Consider the following 20,321-nt stretch of genomic DNA (forward strand, 5'->3'; position numbering starts at 1 on the left):
AAGTCCTGTTTATTTTGGGTAGCCGGCGCGTTTCATTTCGCGTTCGGTGGTCGACTGTGCCTGGAGCAACGCCTGGTCAACCGTCATGCCGCCGGTGAGCGCCGCCGAAAACAGCTTGCCCACGGACGTGCCGATAGCCTGGAACTCGGGGATGGTCACGTACTGGATGCCCACATACGGCACCGGCTTGGCCGAAGGGTGCGCAGGGTCGGCGTGCTTCATCATTTCCAGGGTTACCTGCGCAAACGGCGCTGCGTTGAGGTAGGCCTCGTTGTAGGTGGATTGGCGCGTGCCCGGCGGAACATTGGTGATGCCCTCCTTGTCGGCGACCAGTTGGATGTAGTCCTTGGACGTCGCCCAGGCGATAAAGGCCTTGGCCGCGTCCTTGTGTTTGGAGGTGGCCGGGATCGCCAGTGACCAGGCGTAGAGCCAGGACGACCCCTTGTCCGTGACTTCGGTCGGGGCGGCGGCAAACCCCACGCTGTCGGCGACCTTGCTTTGGGTCTTGTCGGTGGTGAACGAGCCGGCGACGCTGGCGTCGACCCAGATCGCACACTTGCCGCTGTTGAACAGCGCCAGGGTTTCGTTGAAGCCGTTACTGGAGACGCCCGGCGGGCCGTACTGCTTGAGGGTGTTAACGTAGAAGTTGGCCGCTGCGGTCCATTCGGGGCTGGTCAGTTCCGGCTTCCATTGCTCGTCGAACCAGCGCGCGCCGAAGGCATTGGCCATGGTGCTCAGCAGCGCGATGTTCTCACCCCAGCCGGCCTTGCCGCGCAGGCAGATGCCGTACTGGTCTTTGTCCTTGGCCGTGAGCTTGGCGGCAAACTCGCCGAGTTGGGTCCAGGTCGGGTGCGAGGGCATGCTCAAGCCAGCTTGCTTGAACAGGTCGGTGCGGTAGTAGGTAACCGTGCTTTCACCGTAAAACGGCAAGGCATACAAAGTACCGTTGACCGACAGACCCTGGCGCACCGAAGGGAAGATATCGTCGGCGTCGTAATCGGCCGGCAACTGGGTCAGCGGTTCCAGCCAATGTTTGGCGCCCCACAGCGGGGTCTCGTAGGTGCCGATAGTGAGCACGTCAAACTGGCCGCCCTGAGTGGCGATGTCGGTGGTCAGGCGTTGGCGCAGCACGTTTTCTTCGAGCACTACCCAGTTGAGCTTGATGTCCGGGTGCTGCTGCTCGAACACCTTGGACAGGCGCTGCATGCGGATCATGTCGCTGTTGTTGACCGTGGCGATGGTTACAGTGTCGGCGGCGTGGCTGGGCATGCCCAGCACCAGGCCGGACAGCAGGAACAATGCGTGTGGGAGCTTGAGCATGGCGGTTTCCACCTGTTGTTTTTGTTGTTGAGCGTCGATTACAGCATCTCGGCCACGCCCTCACAAACGCTTGGCGAATGCTCGACTGGTACTTTTTTAACCGCCACGCCAGGATCAAAAAAGTATCAGTGGCGGACAAAACCTGGGCTAGCGCAGGCACGCCTTAGGCGCGTATTTTGGCGAGAACCAACACACAAGAGGCAGCCCCATGCCCGTCGACCGCGCCACCCTGTTCGAGCACCGGCCTGCCGAGCTGGAAGTGATCCTGCCCGAGCCGGAGCATTGTTTTCGCTGGTTCGAACACGACTATCCGTATGCGTTGGCGCGCTGGAACCACCACCCCGAGTTCGAGATCCACCTGATCCGCCAGGGCAGCGGCAAGTTGGTGGCGGGCGACTATATCGGCGCGTTCAGTGCCGGGCATGTCGCGCTGATCGGCCCCGACCTGCCCCACGACTGGATCGGCGAGCTGGCCCCGGATGAATACCTGAGTGGCCGCGATGTGGTGCTGCAGTTCGACGGCGCCGCCCTCCTCGCCCTGCGCAAAACCCTGCCGGAACTCGGCGACTTGCACACCTTGTTCGAACAGGCCCGACGCGGCCTGGAGTTCACCGGCAACACCGCCGTAGAGGCGGCACGGCTGATGGAAGCCATCGGCAGCGCCCAGGGCCTGCAACGGCTGATCCTGTTCCTGCAATTGCTCGACACCCTCAAGCGTGCCCCGCGCCAGCAGGTAAAATCGCTGGCCAGCCCTTGCTACGCACCGACCCTGGATGCACGCAGCGCCGAACGCATCAACCGGGCCTTCGACTACTTGATGCGCGAGCTGACGGGGGACGTGCGCCTGTCGGAGATCGCACGACAGCTGGACATGAGCGAACCGGGCTTCTCGCGCTTCTTCAAGCGCAACACCGGCCACGGGTTTATCGACCTGATGCGCAAGTTCCGCGTGCAGCGTGCCTGCCGGCTGTTGCTGCAAAGCGAGATGTCGGTGGCGGACATCTGCTTTGAAGTGGGCTACGCCAACCTGTCCAATTTCAACCGGCATTTTCGGATCGAGATGAACCAGACGCCCAGCGAATATCGGCGCGATAGCGACCTGCATCGGTTCATCGCCTCGAACAAATGACACCCAGGCAATTTTGACCAAAAGGTCGACTAATCCGGGTTTTTTCCATACAGCTCAACCCTTTGAGCAAAGTTGGTACGCCACGTGCAAACGTTTGCGCTACGAACTTGGCAGCCAAGTTCATCGCTACCCTGAGAATAGGGTTCAAACCGCGTACGAATAGGGATTTTCAATGCACACCACCTCAAGGCGTCCTGCTTCCCTGGGTGTTTCCTTGCTACTGGCGGCCGTTACGGGAGTACTCAGCACACCCATTTTGGCGCAGCAAAAACCCGCCGATGACTCAGCACAGGGCGAAGCCCTTAGCCCGCAAACCAACAACGCTGAAGCCAACCCGGCGAAAAAAGGCCCGTACTGGTCGGACTGGTTCAACCAGGACCTGACCCTCATCGGCAGCAAAGACATCAGTTTCGGCCCCAAACCCCAGGATGACGTCTACCTGGAATATGAATATTTCGGCCGCAAAGGCCCCTTCGAGCTGTACGGCTATATCGACGTGCCCAAGATCCTCACCATCGGCAACAGCAATGACAAAGGCGTCTGGGACCACGGCTCGCCGGTATTCATGGAACATGAACCGCGTATCTCCATCGACTACCTGGCCGGCCGCAGCCTGGCCATCGGCCCGTTCAAGGAATGGTACGTCGCGTTCGACTGGATCTACGACCACGGCAGCAACAAGGCCAACCGCGCCAACACCCTGTACAGCGGCCTCGGCACGGATATCGACACTCACTCGCGGGTCAACCTGTCGGCCAACTTCTACGGGCGCTACCAGTGGGAAAACTACGGTGCCAGTAATGAATACTCGTGGGACGGCTACCGCGCGCAGATGAAATACATCGTGCCCATCAGCAGCTTCGACAACGGCGCCTCGCTGACCTATATCGGGTTCACCAACTACGATTTCGGCTCCGACCTGCACAAGGACAACCCGGCGCGCACCGCCAATTCCCTGGTGGCCACCAACGTGCTGTTGTACTCGTTTACTCACCTGCGTTTCACCCTGGTTGGCCGTTACTTCCATAACGGCGGCAACTGGGAGGATGGCAGTGAGCTGAACTTCGGCGAGGGCAACTTCCGCGCCCGCTCTGACGGCTGGGGTTACTACGCCGGCGTGGGCTATCAATTCTGATCAAGGAGTTTTAGATGAAAGTGTTCACTCGTCTGTCGATGGCTGTCGGCCTGGCCCTGCTGCCCCACGTGGTGCTGGCGGACACGCCTGCGCCGATCAAACCCAAAGTGATGCTGATCACCATGTTCGCCCCCGAGGCACAAACCTGGATCGACCGCCTGGAGCTCAAGCAGGAAGTGCGCGTGCCAGGGCTGTCCGCCGAGTACCCGGTGATTCGTTGCAACACCCAGGACGTGTGCCTGCTGGTCACCGGCATGGGCCAGACCAACGCCGCCGCGTCCACCCTGGCCCTGGCGTTGTCGCCCAAGTTCGACCTGCGCCACAGCTACTTCCTGATCGCCGGGATTGCCGGTATCAGCCCCAAGCACGGCACCATCGGCACCGCCGCCTGGGCCCATTACCTGGTGGAATTCGGCACCCAATGGGAGCTGGATTCGCGCGACGCGCCCAAGGATTGGCCGACCGGCTATATCGGTATCAACACCAAGGGGCCCAACGAGAAACCGCCGCTGGACTACAAAACCGAAGTGTTCGAGCTGAACCCCAAGCTGCAAGCCAAGGCGTTTGCCCTGTCGCAGAAGGTCGAGCTGACGGAAAGCAAGGAGTCCAGCGCCTGGCGCAAACACTACCCTGCCGCACCGGCCAACCAGCCGCCGCAAGTCACCCGCTGCGACACCCTGGCGGGCAACACCTGGTTCTCCGGCACCCGCCTGAGCGAGCGCGCCGAAGTCTGGACCAAGCTGCTGACGGACAACAAAGGCGAGTACTGCACCACCCAGCAGGAAGACAACTCCACCTACGAGGCCTTGCTGCGCGCCAGCCGTGAGGGTCTGGTAGACATCCAGCGCCTGGCGGTGGTGCGCGCCGGTTCCGATTTCGACCGGCCGTACCCTGGCTACAGCGAGGTCGACAATCTGCTCAAATATGCCGACCAAGGCGGTTTTGTACCCGCACTGGAGAACCTGTACCGCACGGGGAACCCGCTGGTACAGGCGATTCTGAAGAACTGGTCGGCCTGGGAAAACGGCGTTCCCGAGGCCTAGTAAAGATCAAATGTGGGAGGGGGCTTGCTCCCGATGGCGGTGGATCAGTTACAGATGAGCTGACTGATATACCGCAATCGGGAGCAAGCCCCCTCCCACATTAGAGCTGTGTCAGGGCAGGAAAATGATCTTGTCCGCACTGCCCTGATTCACCTCTTCAAAGCACTGCACGCCCTCGGCCAGCGGCACTTCGCGCAGGCCGCTGGGCAACGGCAGCAGGCCTTCATCGAAGAAGCGCCCGAACTGCTCCAGCATCACCGCGCACTGCTCGCAGTTATAGAGCAACGAATTGATCCCCACCACCGAGCCACCCTTACGGTAAAGCGCCAGGGCAGGAAGTTGCACGTGGCCGTCCACCGGTGCGGCAATGATCGCGATGCGACCGAACGGCGCCAAGCCTGCCACCGCAGCCGGCAGCCAGAAACCCGTGGTGTCGAAGATCACATCGGCGCCGCCCTTGAACACCGCGTTCACCTGCGTGCCCAGTGCGTGCGGCTCGCCCAGGGCAATCGCGCTGAACCCTTGCGCTTGCAACACCTCCACCTGATCGGCCCGGCGTACCGCCGCCAGCACCTCGGCACCGCGAACTTTCGCCAAGGCCAACGTCGCGCTGCCTACGGCGCCATTGGCGCCAATCACCAGCAACCGCGTGCCTTTGCCCACCCCGCTGCGCTCCAGCGCATCCCACGCGGTGGTGTATGGCACGCCCAGGCTGGCGGCTTGGGCGAAACTCAGGTGGCTGGGTTTACGCGCCACGCCCTTGGCCGACACGGTGAGGTACTGCGCGTGGGAACCGTCGGCGAAAAACCCCAGGTCGCGACCGGTGCCCCAGACCTCCTGGCCCACCAGCGCCTGCGGGCCTTGCACCACCACGCCAGCAAAGTCCCGGCCGGGAATGCGCGGCAAGGTGGTGTAGGGGAAGCGGCCGAGCACGTTCTTTACGTCGCTGGGGTTGAGGCCTGCGGCCTTGATCTGTACCAGTACCTCATCGGCCGCCGGCACCGGGGTGGCGACGTCGACAAAGCGCAGGGTGTTAAGGTCGCCAGTGGCGGAAAATTGCAGGGCTTTCATGGGGCAGTATCCATCGAAGGGAAAGGCAATCAGGACAACCAACCACTGACCAGCTGCCGCCCCATGGGCCACAGCTGCTCGCCCAGCAACATGCCCATCAGGCCCACCAGGGCGATGGCGGGCGGCGCGGGCGAGCGGAAATCCAGGGCGCCATAGATCAAGCCGACAAACAGGCCGATGGCCAGGGAGATCAGATAGTTCATGGGTGGGCGCCTGATTGATTGATGCGCTCAGTGTAGAGAGCCCAACCCTGAAGCATCGGCCAAGTCCTTCAGGATTTCGGCCAAGCTGCATACTGCGATGGCGCCATCCCCAGTTCGCGGCGGAACATGTCGCTGAAACTGCTCGGCGAGTAGCCGAGGGCGCGCGCTATGGCACTGACGGACTGGCCCTGGATCAACTCAGCCGCCGCCGTGGCCAATTGCACCTGGCGGCGCCATTCGGCGAAGCCCATACCCAGATTGTTCTGGAACAACCGCGCCAAGGTGCGCACGCTGGCACCGGCGGTTTCGGCATGCTGCTCGAACGGGATGGCCAGGGACGGCGCGGCCATCACCGCTTGACACGCATTGATCAGGCGCCGGTCGGCGCCCACCGGCATAGCGATGCGGATCTGCGAACGCCGGGCGCGCTGCAGTTCCAGCAAGGCCAGGCCAACCACCGCGTCGTAATAGCCTGCCTCAACGCTCTCGCCCTGCTCTACCAGCGTCACAATCAGCTCGCGCAGCAACCCGCCGACCTCGATGACCTGCACTTGGCCGTCCAGCGTCGCCGCCAGCGCCGGGCGCAGGTAGATATTGCGCATCTGCAGATCCGACACCACACGAATCCCATGCTCCACCCCCGGCGGCAGCCACACCGCACGCTGGGGCGGCACTACCAGGGCTTCCTCGGACGTCTCGACCCACATCACGCCGCTCATGGCGTAGAGCAACTGGCCCCAGTCATGGCAATGAGGCTCAACGTACCACCCGCGCGGATAAGTACGCGCCAGAGGTTGTACCGGGACGGCGTGATCACTGAGGTCGGGGGGCGCAGCCAGGGCCATGGTGGCACTTCATTCGCGGGTGAGGCGCCATAGTAGTTGGAGGGGCTGGCGGTGGAAACACAGCGGGCTGTATTTCATGGCAAGCGGTTCATGTGACGCGCGGCAGGAGACGCCCTCAACGAATCAGTGCGGCCCAAAATCGCAAATGCGAACAAATACCATTGGTCGCATGTTTATGCATGAATGCATGTGTTTATAGCGCGCGGGATCTGTACGGAAATACAGTTTTCGTGCGCCTTGCAACTTGCTCTTCAAGCATCGCCGGTGCTGAGGAATGACATGGCACGGAAGCAGGAAGGCTCAGATTCTGGCCTCCATTTCAACAGGCTTCACCCTCGCCCTCCGAGGTGTGAATACTTTACTCGGGAGAACACTATGTCAGTACCAGGCGGACCCATGACTATTGGGCCGGTTTATATCGGGCCTCAGCCCACCCCATTACCCGCATCGGTCATCGGGGGAAATTATGTACATCTTCCATCAGGCTGGAAAATGCCATCCAGTACGAGTGAATTCGGCCAAGGGCTGAAAGACCTTATTATCAATCAATCGAACATTAGCAATCACGAGGTAATTGCCAGTATTTCGCGTATTACACAGACTGAAAAAACCAGCCTGGAAACTATCATCGAACAACAAAAAAAGCTCACGGACGAAGATGCGCAACTCGCAAAACAGAGACTGGCTGAAATGGCCAAAAATGCACCTTTGGAGTACAGGCTGTATTCGGTCTTCACGGCGCAGATGGAGAAGAAAAAAGCGCTACTGAAACGTGACTCGCAGAAAAAGATACTGGCATTCATTGAAAGTACAAAAGAATGGAATTTCCTGCAAAACCCAAGTCGCTACCCCTACCGTACAACCGCAACCTTTCCGGGACCCGGCGGCAGCAAGTTCACGCTTGAAAAAGTGATCAATACGGTTGCTCAACGTGACGCCCTGCTCAAGGACAACTACACGCAGAAGCCCTCTGCAGAACTCGTTGCCAGTTTTGTAAATCAATTTAATTTGTCTGTCCGTAACGTATTGCTTTATATCCGAGGCCAGCACGCTGAAGTCAGTCAAGAAATCGCGGCTACGAGAGCCGAAATCCGCAAACTCGAAGCCCTGGTTATCGCCGCGGAAAAGGCGCGCACCGCCGCCCAGGCCCAAGCGCTGAATGCCGCTCACACGTTCCGGCTTCCAGCAGCAAGTAAGACCCAGCTCAGTGCGGCAGGCGGCGTCATTACGATTAGCGCTGGGTCACGCATCACCTTGGAAGCGGCCATACAGGCTGCAATCCGGGCACTCAAAGTCGCAGCGGGCACAGCTATCAGCGTCACCTCAGCGGCGGGAATCGGGCTTCTCACGTATTCGCCCTCACTTGGCAATGGAGAGTTACCTGTAACGCTGCTCAACCTGCCCGCCAAGGATCTGGCACCTGATTTACCTGAAAACTTGCTGGGTGTGGCCGCTGCCGGTGGCACGGTGGATATGCCGTATCGAATTCTTGGCGATCCTTCTAAATACTCAGTAGTGGCGACACAGATCACAGCTGGCGTATCTGCCCAAGTGCCGGTTAGAGCGCTGTCTTTCGATCCAGTAGCTGACGCCTACACCTATGTCAGTACGGACACCCCGCCCATCACGTTGACGTTTCCGATTGCAACACCGGGTAACAGTTCAACGGCAACGCCTACGCAACCCGCTAAAGGACCGACGTATACAGGTATTACGCTGACGCCTACTGGGGGCAGAGCTGATTCATTTCCTGCTATTCCGGTAGATTTCAGGGATGCCATTTACGTTTATCCGGTAGACGCTGGCTTGCCTGCGATTTATGCGGTGTTCAGCAGCCCGTATGAAGGTGCAACAACCAGAGGCGTGCACAGTGGACGCCTGTACAACCCAGACAAAGCAGGAGGGCCCATTCAGCAACTTGACTGGAGAACCACGTCGGTCACTCGCAAAGGCATTGACTTGGTCAAGTTGCACACGGGAAGATTTGGACCCTCTGATGCAAATGCAGTAATGATTGGCCGACTGGAGCAGATCCTGGGGGGCAAAGTGTTTATGACCGACACTGATAAACGGTTTTATACTCATGAATTAAGGGAGCTGGAACGGTATAGGGTTCTGGGCGTCGCGGACGGAGCACAGCCAGATGATGATTCGATCTGGAATAACACTCATTCGGCTACGCTAGAGGATTTCAAGTTAGTCGACAACTTTAATTTACTGTACACACCTGAAGCAGTGGAAGCTGATAATGCACAGGTTGAGAGGCAAAATAAATGAGCGCTATTGAGACAATCATACAAGCTGAGACCCCTAGGGACGTCATTCTATTTCTAACAAAAAACGAGTGCGGCATTTCCTACCCCAGACTCGACGGCCTCTACAACAGAAACAACTGGGTTAACATCCATAACAATCTTGAGCTTTTAGTACTCGTTGATCACATGACACAAGAAGGACTGATTGAACGAAGTGCAGGCATTATAAAAAGAGGCCCCAACTGGAAAGAGCCTGCCTTCGTTATCGAGCAGAAATACTCCTTTGAATAATGTGTAACGCCGTTATGAAAGACAGTCCAGCTGAGGCTGGGCAATTTCTCGGCACCGCTCAACCATCGGAGTGAATTTTTAGCGCCCGCCGGAATCATTAGCTTTAGACCACCAGGATCGATGGGCCAATGAATAACGCAAAACTGTTCGTGATCGACTACACCCTACAGGGCGAACCCAAGTCATTCATCATCCGCCTGGAGAAGCTCGACGCGGCTGAAGCCTGGCACTGGGCAAGCTGCGACGCTGGCGTGGGCCGTATCGGCCGTTTCGCCCGTGAACAGGTGAAAAAGACCAGCCAGGAACAGGCCGAAAGGTACGGCATCACCAACGTGCAATGGCGCCGCTCGGATGCGCGCGCTCAGGCTTGATCAAGGAGAGATACCGATGGTTTTACCCGCGCAAGTCAATGGCAAGGCGCGCATTGACTACATCCAGGACACGCTGTTCGGGCCACTGGCCAAGCACGCGCAATGCCACGTGAGCTTGCAACATAAGCCCGGTTGGCTGGTGCTCAAGGTGTTCCAGCCACTGCCGGACGATTTGCATGACGCGCAAACCGTGGTGTTTGCGCTGGAGGGGCGACGCACAGGCGGTGTGGTCAAAGACCGTCAACACCTGTCGGACCACAGCCTGCGGCTCGAGCTGGAAACCCAATAGCCCAAACCGGACAGGTCAACTGTGGGAGGGCAAATGCCCCCTCCCACATCTTCTGCCACATTTAGCCATGAGCTGACTTGGCGCACTCACAGCCGGTGGCCGCCGCACAGGGCTCGCCGTGCGCATGGTGCTCGGCGCATCCCTGGCAGCAATAGCCTTTACCGTCCTTCATCACCGCATCAACACCCAGCACACATTTGCAATGTGGGCAGGCACAGGTTTTATCGGGCATGCTCAGACTCCTTCTTCATGGTCGTCCCGGTGCGGCGGGCGCCGGCACCTTATGCAGTGACTGCGGCCCGCCGTCGATGGTTCAAACCATCATTGGCTACGCGTATTGCTGCGGTACATGAACACCAGCGCCACCGCCAGACACACCATTGCCAGAATCCGGCTGCCAGACAGCTCGATGGCCGGGTTGCCCAGCCAGCCGAAGTTATCGATCAGCATGCCCATGCCCAACTGCCCGGTGATCACCGCAACAGTGGCAACGGCAGTGCCCACCACCGGCACCGCGCCGACCATGACCATCATGTACACCACGCCGAACAGGGCGCCGGTCAGTTGCCACTTGGGCACTTCCAGCAGGCTCACAGCCTGGGCCGGTTCGAAGAAGAAAATAAGCAGCGCAGTGACCAGGGCGCCGACCGCAAAGGTCACCAGGCTGCTGCGCAGCACACCCACCGTCTGGCCCAGCCGACCATTGATTGCCGCTTGCACACTGAGTACCGCGCCCGCCGCAACCACTACCACCAATAACAGAATCAGATTCATCACCTTACCCTCGTGCAATCAGAACCAGCGCCGCCACAATCAGCGCCAGGGCAATCCAGCGCTCGCCATTCACGCGTTTACGCGCCGTGCCGAACCAGCCGAAATGGTCGATCAACACGCTCTTGCCGACCTGGCCGGACAAGATCGCGATCATGGTCATCGCAATGCCGATATGCGGTGTGGCGAGGGTCAGTACCACCACATACATCGGCCCCAAAAAGCCGCCGATCAGCTGCCAGCGCGGCAGGTCGGTCAACGCCGGGCCCTTTTGCGGGCCGCTGAACAGCAGCAGCAAAAACAGGATCGCCGAGCCGACGCCAAAAATGCTCAGGGTCGCCCACAAATGCCCAACCTGGACACCCAGCGGCCCGAGCAAGCCGGCTTCCACCGACAGCCCCATGCCGGCCATGATCACCAGCGGCAGCAACAACAACCGTAGAAGGTTTTTTTTCGGCGTAGCCTGCGCTACACCCTCGATGGAACTGGCCTGCATACATCACCTGCGCGTCAAGAAAGGAAACATGGCGCGCATTATCCGGTGGCTGTCCTGTGCGATAAATGGGAGCATGCGTACAACACCTTTGCGCATTACGCACAGCACGAGGCCACGATGCAGGGTTTGAATGAACTGAGTTTCAAGGCGCTGCGCCTGTTCGTCGCGGTGCTGGACTACGGCAGCTTTTCCCAAGTGGCGCGCCGCGAGGGCCTCGCGCCCTCCTCGATCTCCCGGCAAATCCAGCTGATGGAACAGGCCCTCGGCCAGCAGCTGCTCTATCGCCACACCCGCGCGGTCAGCCCCACCGAGGCGGGGCGCCTGCTCGGGCGGCATGCGCGCCTGATGCTCGAGCAACTGGAAGCCGCTGGCCAGGCCCTGCAGGAACAGGAAAGCGAACCCACCGGCCTGGTGCGCATCAACGCACCGATGGTGTTCGGCCAGCGTCACCTGTCGCCGTGGCTGGGCGAATTGTGCCGGCGCTATCCCAAGCTGCAATTGGATATCCAGCAGACCGACACGTACGTCGACCCCCTGCAGGACGGCACCGACCTGATGTTCCGCATTGGCGTGCTCAACGACTCCAGCATGCAGGCGCGCATTTTTGCCCCCCAGCGCTTTCGCCTGGCCGCCAGCCCGGCCTACCTGGCCCGGCATGGCACACCGCAGCACCCCGACGAACTGATCAACCACCAGTGCCTGGCCTACAAAGGCATCACGGGGCAGCAACGCTGGTTCTTCCGCCGTGATCAGGGCGACTGGAAGCCCTACAGCGTCAAAGGCCCCATCACCGGCAACCACGCCGACACCCTTACCCACGCCGCCGAACAGGGTCTTGGGCTGGTGGTTTTTCCGTCCTGGCTGATCGGAGAAGGCCTCCGCGCAGGCACCTTGCAGGCGGTGCTGACCGACTACGAAGTGGCGACAACCCTGGAACCGCAGCAGATTGCCGCGCTATGGCCCGGCAGCCGGCGCCTGTCGTTGAAGGTGCGCACGGTGATTGATTACTTTGTGGAGTGTTTCGGGGTCGTGCCGTATTGGGATCGATGATTGCCCAGACTTTTTGAGGAATTTTCCTTCTCGAAAAAGTAGGCCCGTTCTGATTTTACTGGCCAGTATCCCTGCATCTGTCGACCACTCTTTGATAGCTCGCCTAGTTTTGGCTATTTTTGGCCAAAATATGGGGAAAGCCACATGATTACCGTACCCGTGGGTAAATCCAAAGGTCGGCGAATGGGTGCAATGAAAGGGAAGCTCTTCATCCCTGAAGACTTTGACGCCGCCTTACCTGACGATCTATTGGCTACCTTCGAAGGCAGTCCTTCATGAGAGTGCTGTTGGATACCCATATCCTGCTATGGGTACTCACTGATGACCCCCCGGTTATCCAATAAAGCAAAAAAGCTGATTGAGAATGCAGCGGAAATTTACATCAGCGCTGCCACATTTTGGGAGATGGCAATCAAGATCGGTCTGGGAAGACTCACCGTCGACCTGGATGAAATCCGTGAGTACTGCCTGGACAGCGGATTCGTCGAACTGCCCCTCACCTCAGAACACGCGATTGCGCTAAAAGACCTCGAACACCCTCACAAAGCCCCTTTCGGCCGGCTCATTGTTGCAACAGCCATGAGCGAACCGATGAAGTTATTGACCACTGATCAACAGGTCGCCCGCTACACTTCCTTGGCGATCCTTGTTTAGTCCCGCCCGACTTCGATCAAAACACCCACTGCCCAATCAACCACGCATTCGCCCCGCTGATCACGGCAAACAGAAACCACGCCAACACCCGAGTAGGCAGGCGGTTGACGAACGGCCCCATCAGTTGCTTATCGCCGGTCATGCGGATCAACGGGTACAGCGCAAACGGCAATTGCAGGCTGAGCACCACCTGGCTGAGGATCAGCAGCTTGCCGATGGCGTCGTCGCCCATCAGCCACACCCCGAGAAACGCCGGGATCAGCGCCAAGCCCCGGGTGATCAGGCGACGTTGCCAGCAAGGGATACGCAAATTGAGGTAGCCCTCCATAATCACCTGACCGGCGATGGTGCCGGTAAAGGTCGAGCTTTGTCCGGAGGCCAGCAAGGCAACACCGAACAGGATGCTGGCAAATGCGCCGCCCACCAACGGGTCAAGCAGGTGATAGGCGTCCTGGATCTCGACCACGTCGGTGTGACCGGTCTTGTGGAAAGCGGCGGCGGCGAGAACCAGGATCGCGGCGTTGACCAGCAGCGCCAGGGCCAGGGAGCCGATGGTGTCGATACGCGCCAGCTTGACCGCGTCCTGTTTGCTGGCGAGGTCTTTGCCGATCAGCCGGGTTTGCACGATTGAACTGTGCAGATAAAGGTTGTGCGGCATCACTGTGGCACCGAGGATGCCGATGGCCAGGTACAGCGGCGCGGCATCGCTGATGGCCGACAGTGACGGCGTGAAGCCGCTGAACACGTCCGGCCAATAGGGTTTGATCAGCACCAGCTCGATGAAGAAACACACGCCGATGGTTGCCACCAGCGCCAGCATGATCGCCTCCAGGCGGCGAAAGCCCCGGTTTTGCAAGGCCAGGATCAGCAAGGTGTCAAAGGCGGTGATGACGATACCGGTGGTCAACGACACCCCCAGCAGCAAATGAAACGCCAGGGCGCAGCCGAGCACTTCGGCGAGGTCGGTGGCAATGATGGAGATTTCCGCCAGCACCCACTGGGTCCGCGCCGAGCGCCGGCTGTAGCGCTCGCGACACAGTTGCGCCAAGTCCTTGCCGGTAGCAATGCCCAGCCGCGAGCACAGGCACTGCACGGCCATCCCCGCCAGGCTGGCCAGCAACACCACGAACAACAGGCTGTAGCCATAGCGCGACCCGGCTTCGATGGCGGTCGCCCAGTTACCGGGGTCCATGTAGCCGATGGAAATCAGCAGCCCGGGCCCGGCGAACATCAGCACGCGCTTGAAAAAGGAAGCCTTGGGGTCAACGGCGACAGAGCCGGCCACTTCCGGCGGGCAGAAGGGGGCGGTAGCAATTTTTGGCAGGCTGAATTTCACGCGGCATCCCAGGCAAACACACTAGACAGGCGCGCAGCTTAGCAGTCGGACGCAACCGTGCGCATCACCGTGTCCCGCGGCAAGTCAAACGCCTCCACCACTTGCACCACCAGGTCCATCTCCTGGTTCAGCGCCTCACGCTCCATGCGCTGGCGAATCACCCCGACCACCAGCACCGCCAGGGTCGTGATCGAATACGCCGGGCCGGAAAACGCACGCACCCCAGTCACCAGCAGCATGGCAGCCGCCAGCGCCTGCCCCACCACCGGGATCGCCGTCGCCGCGCCACGGCGCAGGATAAACCCGGTCAGCCCGGCCAATGCCGTACCGCTCAAGGCGGTGGTGGCGGAGCGGCCGACATTGATGCGGTTGAACACACCCTGCTCTTTTTGCGCGGCCGCCTTGAGCTCAGCGTCGAATACCTGCCGGTCGGCATTGCTGAGCTTGTCCTTGTACTGCTCGATGAGTGTTTGCGCGACCTGGGCTTCCAGGTCAGCCAGCGCCACGGTTGCCAGCGGCTCGGCAAACTTGATGTCCAGGCGCTGCGCTACATCCTCGGCAATCTGGCGGTAACTGACGCCATGGCCACGGGCCAGGTTCATAAACGTATCGCCGCCCATGCGCTGCAATTCGATTGCCAGCTTGAGCGGCTCGCGCACGGTGGCGTCGATCGATGCGCTGCGCTTTTGCGCCATCAACTCAGCGAGAAACCGCAACTCCTCCGGCCGCGCCTGCACCAGCGCCGGGAACAGCTCCGCATCCTCTTCGGCGAAGCGCACTTCGCTGCTGCGCTGATCGGTGCGGATCAGGCCGCGCCGCTCGTGCAGCAGGTCGGTGTACTGCACCACGGTCTGCAGTTGCGGCCAATAGGCAGCGTGATCGAAGGTGGCCAAGTGCACATTGGTGACCTTGGCCTTGAGCGCCGGGGTCAGCGGGATCGCGTATCGACCGATGCAGCGCTCGGTGTCGGGCTTCATGGCCAGCGCCCAGTCCTTGCTGGAGTGGCAGTTGATGACCCGCCCCTTGAGCGGCGCCGACACTTCATCCCAAGGGCTGGAGGTGCAGATAGCGCCGCCCATCAACAGCAGGTTGTCCAGGGGCAGCTCGCGCGCGGTCTGCGGGTTGGCCAGTAGGCTCTTGACCAGAATCCGCGCGCCCAGGGAGTGGCCAATCAAGTTGATGCGCCGCACCTGCAGTGACTCACCGTGCAGGTAAGCGGCGAGTTCCGGCAGCAGGCTCCTGGCCACTTCGTCTACACGGGCCTCGACGCTTTTGTAGTGATCGAGGAAATACGCAATCGCCTTGCCCACCCCCACCGTCGCCGCGCCCAGGCTGCCGCCGCCGAGCATCGCGCCGATCACATCCTTGAAGGGCGCGAACAGGTTCTCCAGGAAGTGCCCCGCCGGCCAGAACAGCATCAGGTTGGTCGAGCCTTCGATACCCGCCAGCTGTGCCTTGAAGCTACCGAGTTGTTGGCGGTTGAAGAACGCCGAGTAACCGTGCACATAGAGATTGAGCACATCCCCCTGAGGCTCGCCACACAACAGGAACGTGGGCTTGCGGGTGCGGTGCATTTCATCCCACTGGTGCTGCATGGGCCGGTGACTCCTGGTAACGATGGACGGCGATAGTAACAAAGGACAACGCGCAACGCCGTACCGCTGGGTAAATGCGCCTGGCGAACTGTCGCGTCCTTCAGAACATCGACGTCGCCTTCGACTTGGCCAGGTAGCGCGCCGGTGAATCCCCCAGGTTGCGGCGAAACACCGAGGTGAAGGCGCTGGAACTGCTGAAGCCCAATGCGAACGCCACGTCGGTGATCGAGGCCCCCTGGCTGAGTCGCGCGGTGGCCTCCAACAGGCAGACCTGCTGGCGCCACGCCACAAACGTCATGCCGGTGCACTCACGGAAGTTACGCGTAAAGGTGCGCCGGCTCATACTCGACCAATCCGCCATCTCGCCGATGGAGATTTTCTGCGTGGGCGCGTCCATAAAGCGCTGACAGGCCCGCGCCAAACGCGACTCGCACGGCAGCGGCGCACTGAGCGGCAGCTCGGGCATGGCGCCGATTTCATCGATCAGCAGGGTCAGCACGCAGCGCTCGCGCTCACTGGGCGAAGCGGATGGCTCGATGGCCAGCGCGGCCTCCAGCAGGTGCCGCAGCAATGGCGATACGCCGAACACCTGGCAACGCTTGTGCAACCCCGCACGCCGCGCCGCGTCCTCGTTGAGGTAGGTATTGAGCATCACCACATCACCGCGCATCTGCATCTCGTGCGCCACCCCGCCCGGTACCCAGATCGCGCGTTGTGGCGGCACCACCCAATTGCCCAGGTCGGTGAACATTGTCAGCGCGCCGGTGGCGGCGTAGGCGAATTGCCCACGGCGGTGGGTGTGCCGGGCAAACACGGTGCCCGACGCGTACTCGCGCAGCGTCACCACCGCGTCAGCGCTGTTGGGTTGATAGGGCAAAAAGGCAGGGATCGGCGACATGGCCCGATTTTGTCAAAGTACGACCTGACATAGCAAGCGGGCCATCAGCGCGACCACTAGAATCGCTGCGCCCCCAGCGTGCTTTATGTCGATGGGGTATTCGCGACATCAAGGAAGGCTCCCATGCTGAAAAAACATGTATTACTCGCCGTGCTCGTCACCCTGGTGTGGGGCGTGAATTTCCCCATCACCAAACTGGGCCTGCGCGCAATCGACCCGTTCGTACTGACGGGCATCCGCTTCGCCCTCGCCGCCTTGCCGCTGGTGTTCTTCATCAAGCGCCCGGCCGTGAAATTGCGCTATGTAGCCGCCTACGGCTTTATCTTCGGATTGGGCATGTGGGGCGTGATCAACTACGGAATCCAGGTGGGCGTGAGCCCGGGCATCGCCTCATTGATCATCCAACTCAGCGTGTTTTTCACCATGGGCTGGGGCTTTGTGCTGTTCAAGGAAAAGATCCGTGGCGCGCAGAAGCTCGGTGCGCTGCTGGCCCTGATCGGCCTGGCAGGGATCATCTCCACCCAGGACGGCAACCATGCGGTGCTGGGGGTCATGCTGATCGTACTCAGCGCGGTGGCCTGGAGCGTGGGCAACGTGATCATCAAGAAATCCGCGGTCAAGGAGATCTTCGCCTTCATGGTGTGGGCCAGCCTGATCCCACCGATTCCGCTGTTTCTTACCGCTTGGCTGATGCACGGCAGCGCCGCGTTCGCAGGCCTGTACACAAGCCTCGATTGGACGGCGAGCCTGTCCATCCTGTTCCAGGTGTACCTGGCCACGCACTTTGCCTACTGGGGCTGGAACTCGCTGCTCAAGCTGTACCCGGTGTCGACCGTGGCGCCGCTGTCGCTGTTGATTCCGGTGTTCGGCATCAGCAGTTCGATGCTGATTATCGGCGAGCGTATTTCCACGCCGAACCTGATTTCGATCGGGATCATCATCGCCGGGCTGGCCGTGGGGCTGTATCGCAAGCCGGACGAAAGAACGCCCCTCAAAAACACAATTATCGAGGTGTAAAAAGCGCTCTAATACGCTCCTGTTGATTGCTTTATAGATCCTGGAGTTCGCAATGCCCCATGAAGGCAACCTGTTACAAGCAGCCGTGGTGTTCCTGCTCGCCGCCGTGCTGACCGTGCCCCTGGCCAAGCGCCTGCAGTTGGGCGCGGTGCTCGGCTATCTGTTCGCCGGTGTGATTATCGGCCCGTCGGTGTTGGGCCTGATCGGCAACCCGCAAAGCGTCGCGCAGTTTTCGGAGCTGGGCGTGGTGCTGTTGCTGTTTATCATCGGCCTGGAGCTGTCGCCCAAGCGTCTATGGGTGATGCGCAAGGCGGTGTTTGGTGTCGGCCTGGCGCAGGTGCTGCTTACCGGCCTGGTGATGGGCGTCGTGGCGTTGTGGCTATTTGGCCAACCCTGGAACAGCGCAATCGTGCTGGGCCTGGGGCTGGCGCTGTCGTCTACTGCGTTTGGCCTGCAAAGCCTGGCCGAACGCAAGGAGCTTAACCAGCCCCACGGGCGGCTGGCGTTTGCCATCCTGTTGTTCCAGGACATCGCCGCGATCCCGCTGATCGCCCTGGTGCCGCTGCTGGCCGGCAGCGATCACCCGACTACCGAGGCGCAAGGCCTGCAACACGTGCTGCAGATCCTCGGCAGCATCGCCGTGGTGATCATTGGCGGGCGCTACCTGTTGCGGCCGGTGTTTCGCATCGTCGCCAAGACCGGCCTGCGCGAAGTCTCCACCGCCACCGCGTTGCTGGTGGTGATTGGCACGGCCTGGTTGATGGAGTTGGTGGGTGTGTCCATGGCCCTCGGCGCTTTCCTCGCCGGCCTACTGCTGGCGGACTCGGAGTACCGCCACGAACTGGAATCGCAGATCGAACCCTTCAAGGGCCTGCTGCTGGGGTTGTTCTTCATCAGCGTGGGCATGGGCGCCAACCTCAGCCTGTTGGTCAGCTCGCCGTTGATCGTGATCGGCCTGACCTTGCTGTTGATCGGTTTGAAGCTGCCGCTGCTGTACGCCGTCGGCCGCAGGGTCGGGGACCTCAATCGCGAAAGCGCGCTGCGCCTCGGTGTAGTGCTGGCGGCTGGCGGTGAGTTCGCGTTTGTGGTGTTCAAAATCGGCCGCGATCAGGGCCTGTTCGAGCCGCACCTCTACGACATCCTGGTGCTGACCATCACCCTGTCCATGGCCGTGACGCCGCTGCTGCTGTTGGTGTGCCCCAAGCTGTTCAAGCCCAAGGTCAAACCGGTGGAAGTGCCCGAGGAATACCGCGCTATCGAAAGCGATGCGCCGCGCGTGGTGATTGCCGGCATGGGCCGTATGGGCCAGATCGTGGCGCGTATCCTGCGCGCGCAGAACATCTCGTTTATCGCCCTCGATACCTCGGTGGAAACCATCGAGCTGACCCGCAGTTTCGGCGGCATGCCGGTGTTCTACGGGGACCCGCAGCGCCCCGAAATCCTGCATGCCGCCAAGGTCGACCAGGCGGAGTTCTTCGTCATCGCCATGGACGACCCGGAGATCAACATCAAGACTGCCGAGTTGGTGCGCAGCCTCTACCCGCACATGAAGATCATCGCCCGCGCCCGTAACCGTCAGCATGTGCACCGCCTGGTGGACCTCGACGCATCGCCGGTTCGCGAAACGTTCTACTCCAGCCTGGAGATGAGCCGCCGCACCCTGGTGGGCCTCGGGTTGAGCCAGGCCCAGGCCGACGCGCGTATCACCCGCTTCAAAAATCACGACTTGCAGCTACTCGCCGCGCAACACGCGGTCTACGACGACGCCGCCAAGGTGATGCAAACCGCTCAGGAAGCCCGTGCGGAACTGGCACGGCTGTTCGAGATGGATCGACTCGAGGAAGAGTCCGACAAAGCGTGAGGCCATGGATGAACGATATTGCGATTTTTCTGACAGAATACGCCGCAATTTCGTTCATCCCTGGAGTGTTTCATGGCCACGTTCACCAAGACCGCTGCCCTGCTGGCCCTTGCGCTTACCGCCGGCAGCGTGTTCGCAGCCAGTAAGCCGGCCACGCAAACTATCTCCGCCCTGGGTGGCAAGTTCTCTTTCAGCCTGCCCAAGGCCTACGTCGCCGACACCCTGCCGGCCGGCAAGGCCGAAGACGGCACCACCGACACCCAAGGCACGATGTACGCCAACCAGACCACCAAAAGCGTGGTGATCGTCGCCCAAACCCTGCGCAACGACGGCGTCGTGATCAAGGATAACGACCCGCAGTTTCTCGACGGCGCCGTGGCCGGTTTCATCAAGGACCAGAGCGCCGCCCTGCCCGACTTCAAGAAACTCAACGAGAAAAAACTCACCTTCAAGGGGCTGGGCCTGCGCCAGGTGGACAGCACCGCCACCCAAGGCGGCGGCAAGACGTTGAACTCCACCTTCCTTGGCGGCTCCGGTAACCATTTGCTGGTGATCCAGGCGATTTCGCGGGCAGACGATGCCAAAGGCCACGCCGCGTTGGTGAAGCAGATTACCGGCGGCAAGTAACTCGACCTCCCGAGCAACACACATCAAATGTGGGAGGGGGCTTGCTCCCGATGAGGGTGTGTCA

The 20,321-nt window shown here is 60.6% G+C and carries 21 protein-coding genes and 1 pseudogene; 12 read left to right on the forward strand and 10 right to left on the reverse strand.

Annotated elements, in window-relative coordinates; genetic code table 11:
- Nucleotides 1-9: 9 nt before the first annotated feature.
- Nucleotides 10-1,269 carry an ABC transporter substrate-binding protein gene (locus tag GIW02_RS00405; protein WP_236411794.1) on the reverse strand — a complete coding sequence of 420 codons (1,260 nt, stop codon included), beginning with the start codon at nt 1,267-1,269 and terminating at the stop codon, nt 10-12.
- 259 nt (nt 1,270-1,528) lie between these two features.
- Between GIW02_RS00405 and GIW02_RS00410 the strand changes: the two genes are divergently transcribed.
- From GIW02_RS00410 to GIW02_RS00420, 3 genes are all read left to right on the forward strand, one after another.
- Nucleotides 1,529-2,449 carry an AraC family transcriptional regulator gene (locus GIW02_RS00410; protein ID WP_236411768.1) on the forward strand — a complete coding sequence of 307 codons (921 nt, stop codon included), beginning with the start codon at nt 1,529-1,531 and terminating at the stop codon, nt 2,447-2,449.
- A gap of 172 nt (nt 2,450-2,621) precedes the next feature.
- The gene (locus tag GIW02_RS00415) at nt 2,622-3,584 is read left to right on the forward strand and encodes a nucleoside-specific channel-forming protein Tsx (RefSeq protein WP_236411769.1); all 963 of its coding nucleotides are present in this window, start codon (nt 2,622-2,624) and stop codon (nt 3,582-3,584) included.
- A gap of 14 nt (nt 3,585-3,598) precedes the next feature.
- Entirely contained in the window at nt 3,599-4,627 is a 1,029-nt protein-coding gene (locus tag GIW02_RS00420; protein WP_236411770.1) for a purine-nucleoside phosphorylase, read from the forward strand.
- Between the two features lie 111 nt (nt 4,628-4,738).
- Here the strand turns inward: GIW02_RS00420 and GIW02_RS00425 are convergent, their stop codons facing one another.
- The 3 genes from GIW02_RS00425 to GIW02_RS00435 form a co-directional block, all read right to left on the reverse strand.
- A complete protein-coding gene (locus tag GIW02_RS00425) occupies nt 4,739-5,698 on the reverse strand; it encodes a quinone oxidoreductase family protein (protein WP_236411771.1) in 960 nt (319 codons plus the stop codon).
- 29 nt (nt 5,699-5,727) lie between these two features.
- Nucleotides 5,728-5,901: a DUF1427 family protein gene (locus GIW02_RS00430; RefSeq protein ID WP_236411772.1), complete on the reverse strand. Its 174-nt coding sequence runs from the start codon at nt 5,899-5,901 to the stop codon at nt 5,728-5,730.
- Between the two features lie 68 nt (nt 5,902-5,969).
- Nucleotides 5,970-6,746: an AraC family transcriptional regulator gene (locus GIW02_RS00435; protein WP_236411773.1), complete on the reverse strand. Its 777-nt coding sequence runs from the start codon at nt 6,744-6,746 to the stop codon at nt 5,970-5,972.
- A 396-nt stretch (nt 6,747-7,142) separates the two neighbouring features.
- Between GIW02_RS00435 and GIW02_RS00440 the strand changes: the two genes are divergently transcribed.
- From GIW02_RS00440 to GIW02_RS00455, 3 genes are all read left to right on the forward strand, one after another.
- A complete protein-coding gene (locus GIW02_RS00440; RefSeq protein WP_236411774.1) occupies nt 7,143-9,023 on the forward strand; it encodes an S-type pyocin domain-containing protein in 1,881 nt (626 codons plus the stop codon).
- A gap of 397 nt (nt 9,024-9,420) precedes the next feature.
- Nucleotides 9,421-9,663, forward strand: a complete 243-nt coding sequence (locus GIW02_RS00450; protein WP_101268988.1) for a DUF6555 family protein — start codon at nt 9,421-9,423, stop codon at nt 9,661-9,663.
- Nucleotides 9,664-9,679: 16 nt separating this feature from the next.
- Nucleotides 9,680-9,952 carry a hypothetical protein gene (locus tag GIW02_RS00455; RefSeq protein WP_236411776.1) on the forward strand — a complete coding sequence of 91 codons (273 nt, stop codon included), beginning with the start codon at nt 9,680-9,682 and terminating at the stop codon, nt 9,950-9,952.
- Between the two features lie 61 nt (nt 9,953-10,013).
- Here the strand turns inward: GIW02_RS00455 and GIW02_RS00460 are convergent, their stop codons facing one another.
- The 3 genes from GIW02_RS00460 to GIW02_RS00470 all read right to left on the reverse strand — a co-directional run bounded on the left by GIW02_RS00460 (nt 10,014) and on the right by GIW02_RS00470 (nt 11,219).
- Nucleotides 10,014-10,184 (reverse strand): metallothionein, encoded by a 171-nt coding sequence (locus tag GIW02_RS00460; protein WP_101268984.1) that lies wholly within the window; start codon nt 10,182-10,184, stop codon nt 10,014-10,016.
- A gap of 89 nt (nt 10,185-10,273) precedes the next feature.
- On the reverse strand, nt 10,274-10,726 hold the full coding sequence (locus GIW02_RS00465; protein WP_236411777.1) for a DMT family transporter: 453 nt from the start codon (nt 10,724-10,726) through the stop codon (nt 10,274-10,276).
- A 4-nt stretch (nt 10,727-10,730) separates the two neighbouring features.
- Nucleotides 10,731-11,219: a DMT family transporter gene (locus GIW02_RS00470; RefSeq protein ID WP_236411778.1), complete on the reverse strand. Its 489-nt coding sequence runs from the start codon at nt 11,217-11,219 to the stop codon at nt 10,731-10,733.
- A gap of 117 nt (nt 11,220-11,336) precedes the next feature.
- Between GIW02_RS00470 and GIW02_RS00475 the strand changes: the two genes are divergently transcribed.
- The 3 genes and pseudogenes from GIW02_RS00475 to GIW02_RS00485 all read left to right on the forward strand — a co-directional run bounded on the left by GIW02_RS00475 (nt 11,337) and on the right by GIW02_RS00485 (nt 12,923).
- Nucleotides 11,337-12,269: a LysR family transcriptional regulator gene (locus GIW02_RS00475; protein WP_236411779.1), complete on the forward strand. Its 933-nt coding sequence runs from the start codon at nt 11,337-11,339 to the stop codon at nt 12,267-12,269.
- Between the two features lie 75 nt (nt 12,270-12,344).
- Nucleotides 12,345-12,548: a DUF2281 domain-containing protein gene (locus tag GIW02_RS27125; protein ID WP_236411795.1), complete on the forward strand. Its 204-nt coding sequence runs from the start codon at nt 12,345-12,347 to the stop codon at nt 12,546-12,548.
- Nucleotides 12,545-12,923: pseudogene (locus GIW02_RS00485) on the forward strand (type II toxin-antitoxin system VapC family toxin). The gene GIW02_RS27125 and the pseudogene GIW02_RS00485 overlap by 4 nt, the downstream one beginning before the upstream one ends.
- A 16-nt stretch (nt 12,924-12,939) precedes the next feature.
- Here the strand turns inward: GIW02_RS00485 and GIW02_RS00490 are convergent.
- The 3 genes from GIW02_RS00490 to GIW02_RS00500 form a co-directional block, all read right to left on the reverse strand.
- Nucleotides 12,940-14,259: an Nramp family divalent metal transporter gene (locus tag GIW02_RS00490; RefSeq protein WP_236411780.1), complete on the reverse strand. Its 1,320-nt coding sequence runs from the start codon at nt 14,257-14,259 to the stop codon at nt 12,940-12,942.
- Nucleotides 14,260-14,297: 38 nt separating this feature from the next.
- Nucleotides 14,298-15,854 carry a DUF726 domain-containing protein gene (locus GIW02_RS00495; RefSeq protein ID WP_236411781.1) on the reverse strand — a complete coding sequence of 519 codons (1,557 nt, stop codon included), beginning with the start codon at nt 15,852-15,854 and terminating at the stop codon, nt 14,298-14,300.
- 100 nt (nt 15,855-15,954) lie between these two features.
- On the reverse strand, nt 15,955-16,752 hold the full coding sequence (locus tag GIW02_RS00500; protein ID WP_236411782.1) for an AraC family transcriptional regulator: 798 nt from the start codon (nt 16,750-16,752) through the stop codon (nt 15,955-15,957).
- Between the two features lie 123 nt (nt 16,753-16,875).
- Here GIW02_RS00500 and GIW02_RS00505 point away from each other — a divergent pair, with 123 nt between their 5' ends.
- The 3 genes from GIW02_RS00505 to GIW02_RS00515 all read left to right on the forward strand — a co-directional run bounded on the left by GIW02_RS00505 (nt 16,876) and on the right by GIW02_RS00515 (nt 20,257).
- Nucleotides 16,876-17,769 (forward strand): EamA family transporter, encoded by an 894-nt coding sequence (locus GIW02_RS00505; RefSeq protein WP_236411783.1) that lies wholly within the window; start codon nt 16,876-16,878, stop codon nt 17,767-17,769.
- A gap of 52 nt (nt 17,770-17,821) precedes the next feature.
- On the forward strand, nt 17,822-19,630 hold the full coding sequence (locus GIW02_RS00510; RefSeq protein WP_236411784.1) for a monovalent cation:proton antiporter-2 (CPA2) family protein: 1,809 nt from the start codon (nt 17,822-17,824) through the stop codon (nt 19,628-19,630).
- A gap of 72 nt (nt 19,631-19,702) precedes the next feature.
- Complete coding sequence (locus GIW02_RS00515) at nt 19,703-20,257, forward strand: DcrB/PsbP domain-containing protein (protein WP_236411785.1); 555 nt, start codon at nt 19,703-19,705, stop codon at nt 20,255-20,257.
- Nucleotides 20,258-20,321 lie beyond the last annotated feature (64 nt).

The sequence above is a fragment of the Pseudomonas syringae genome (genome assembly GCF_021606685.1).
Taxonomy (GTDB): Bacteria; Pseudomonadota; Gammaproteobacteria; order Pseudomonadales; family Pseudomonadaceae; genus Aquipseudomonas; species Aquipseudomonas syringae_R.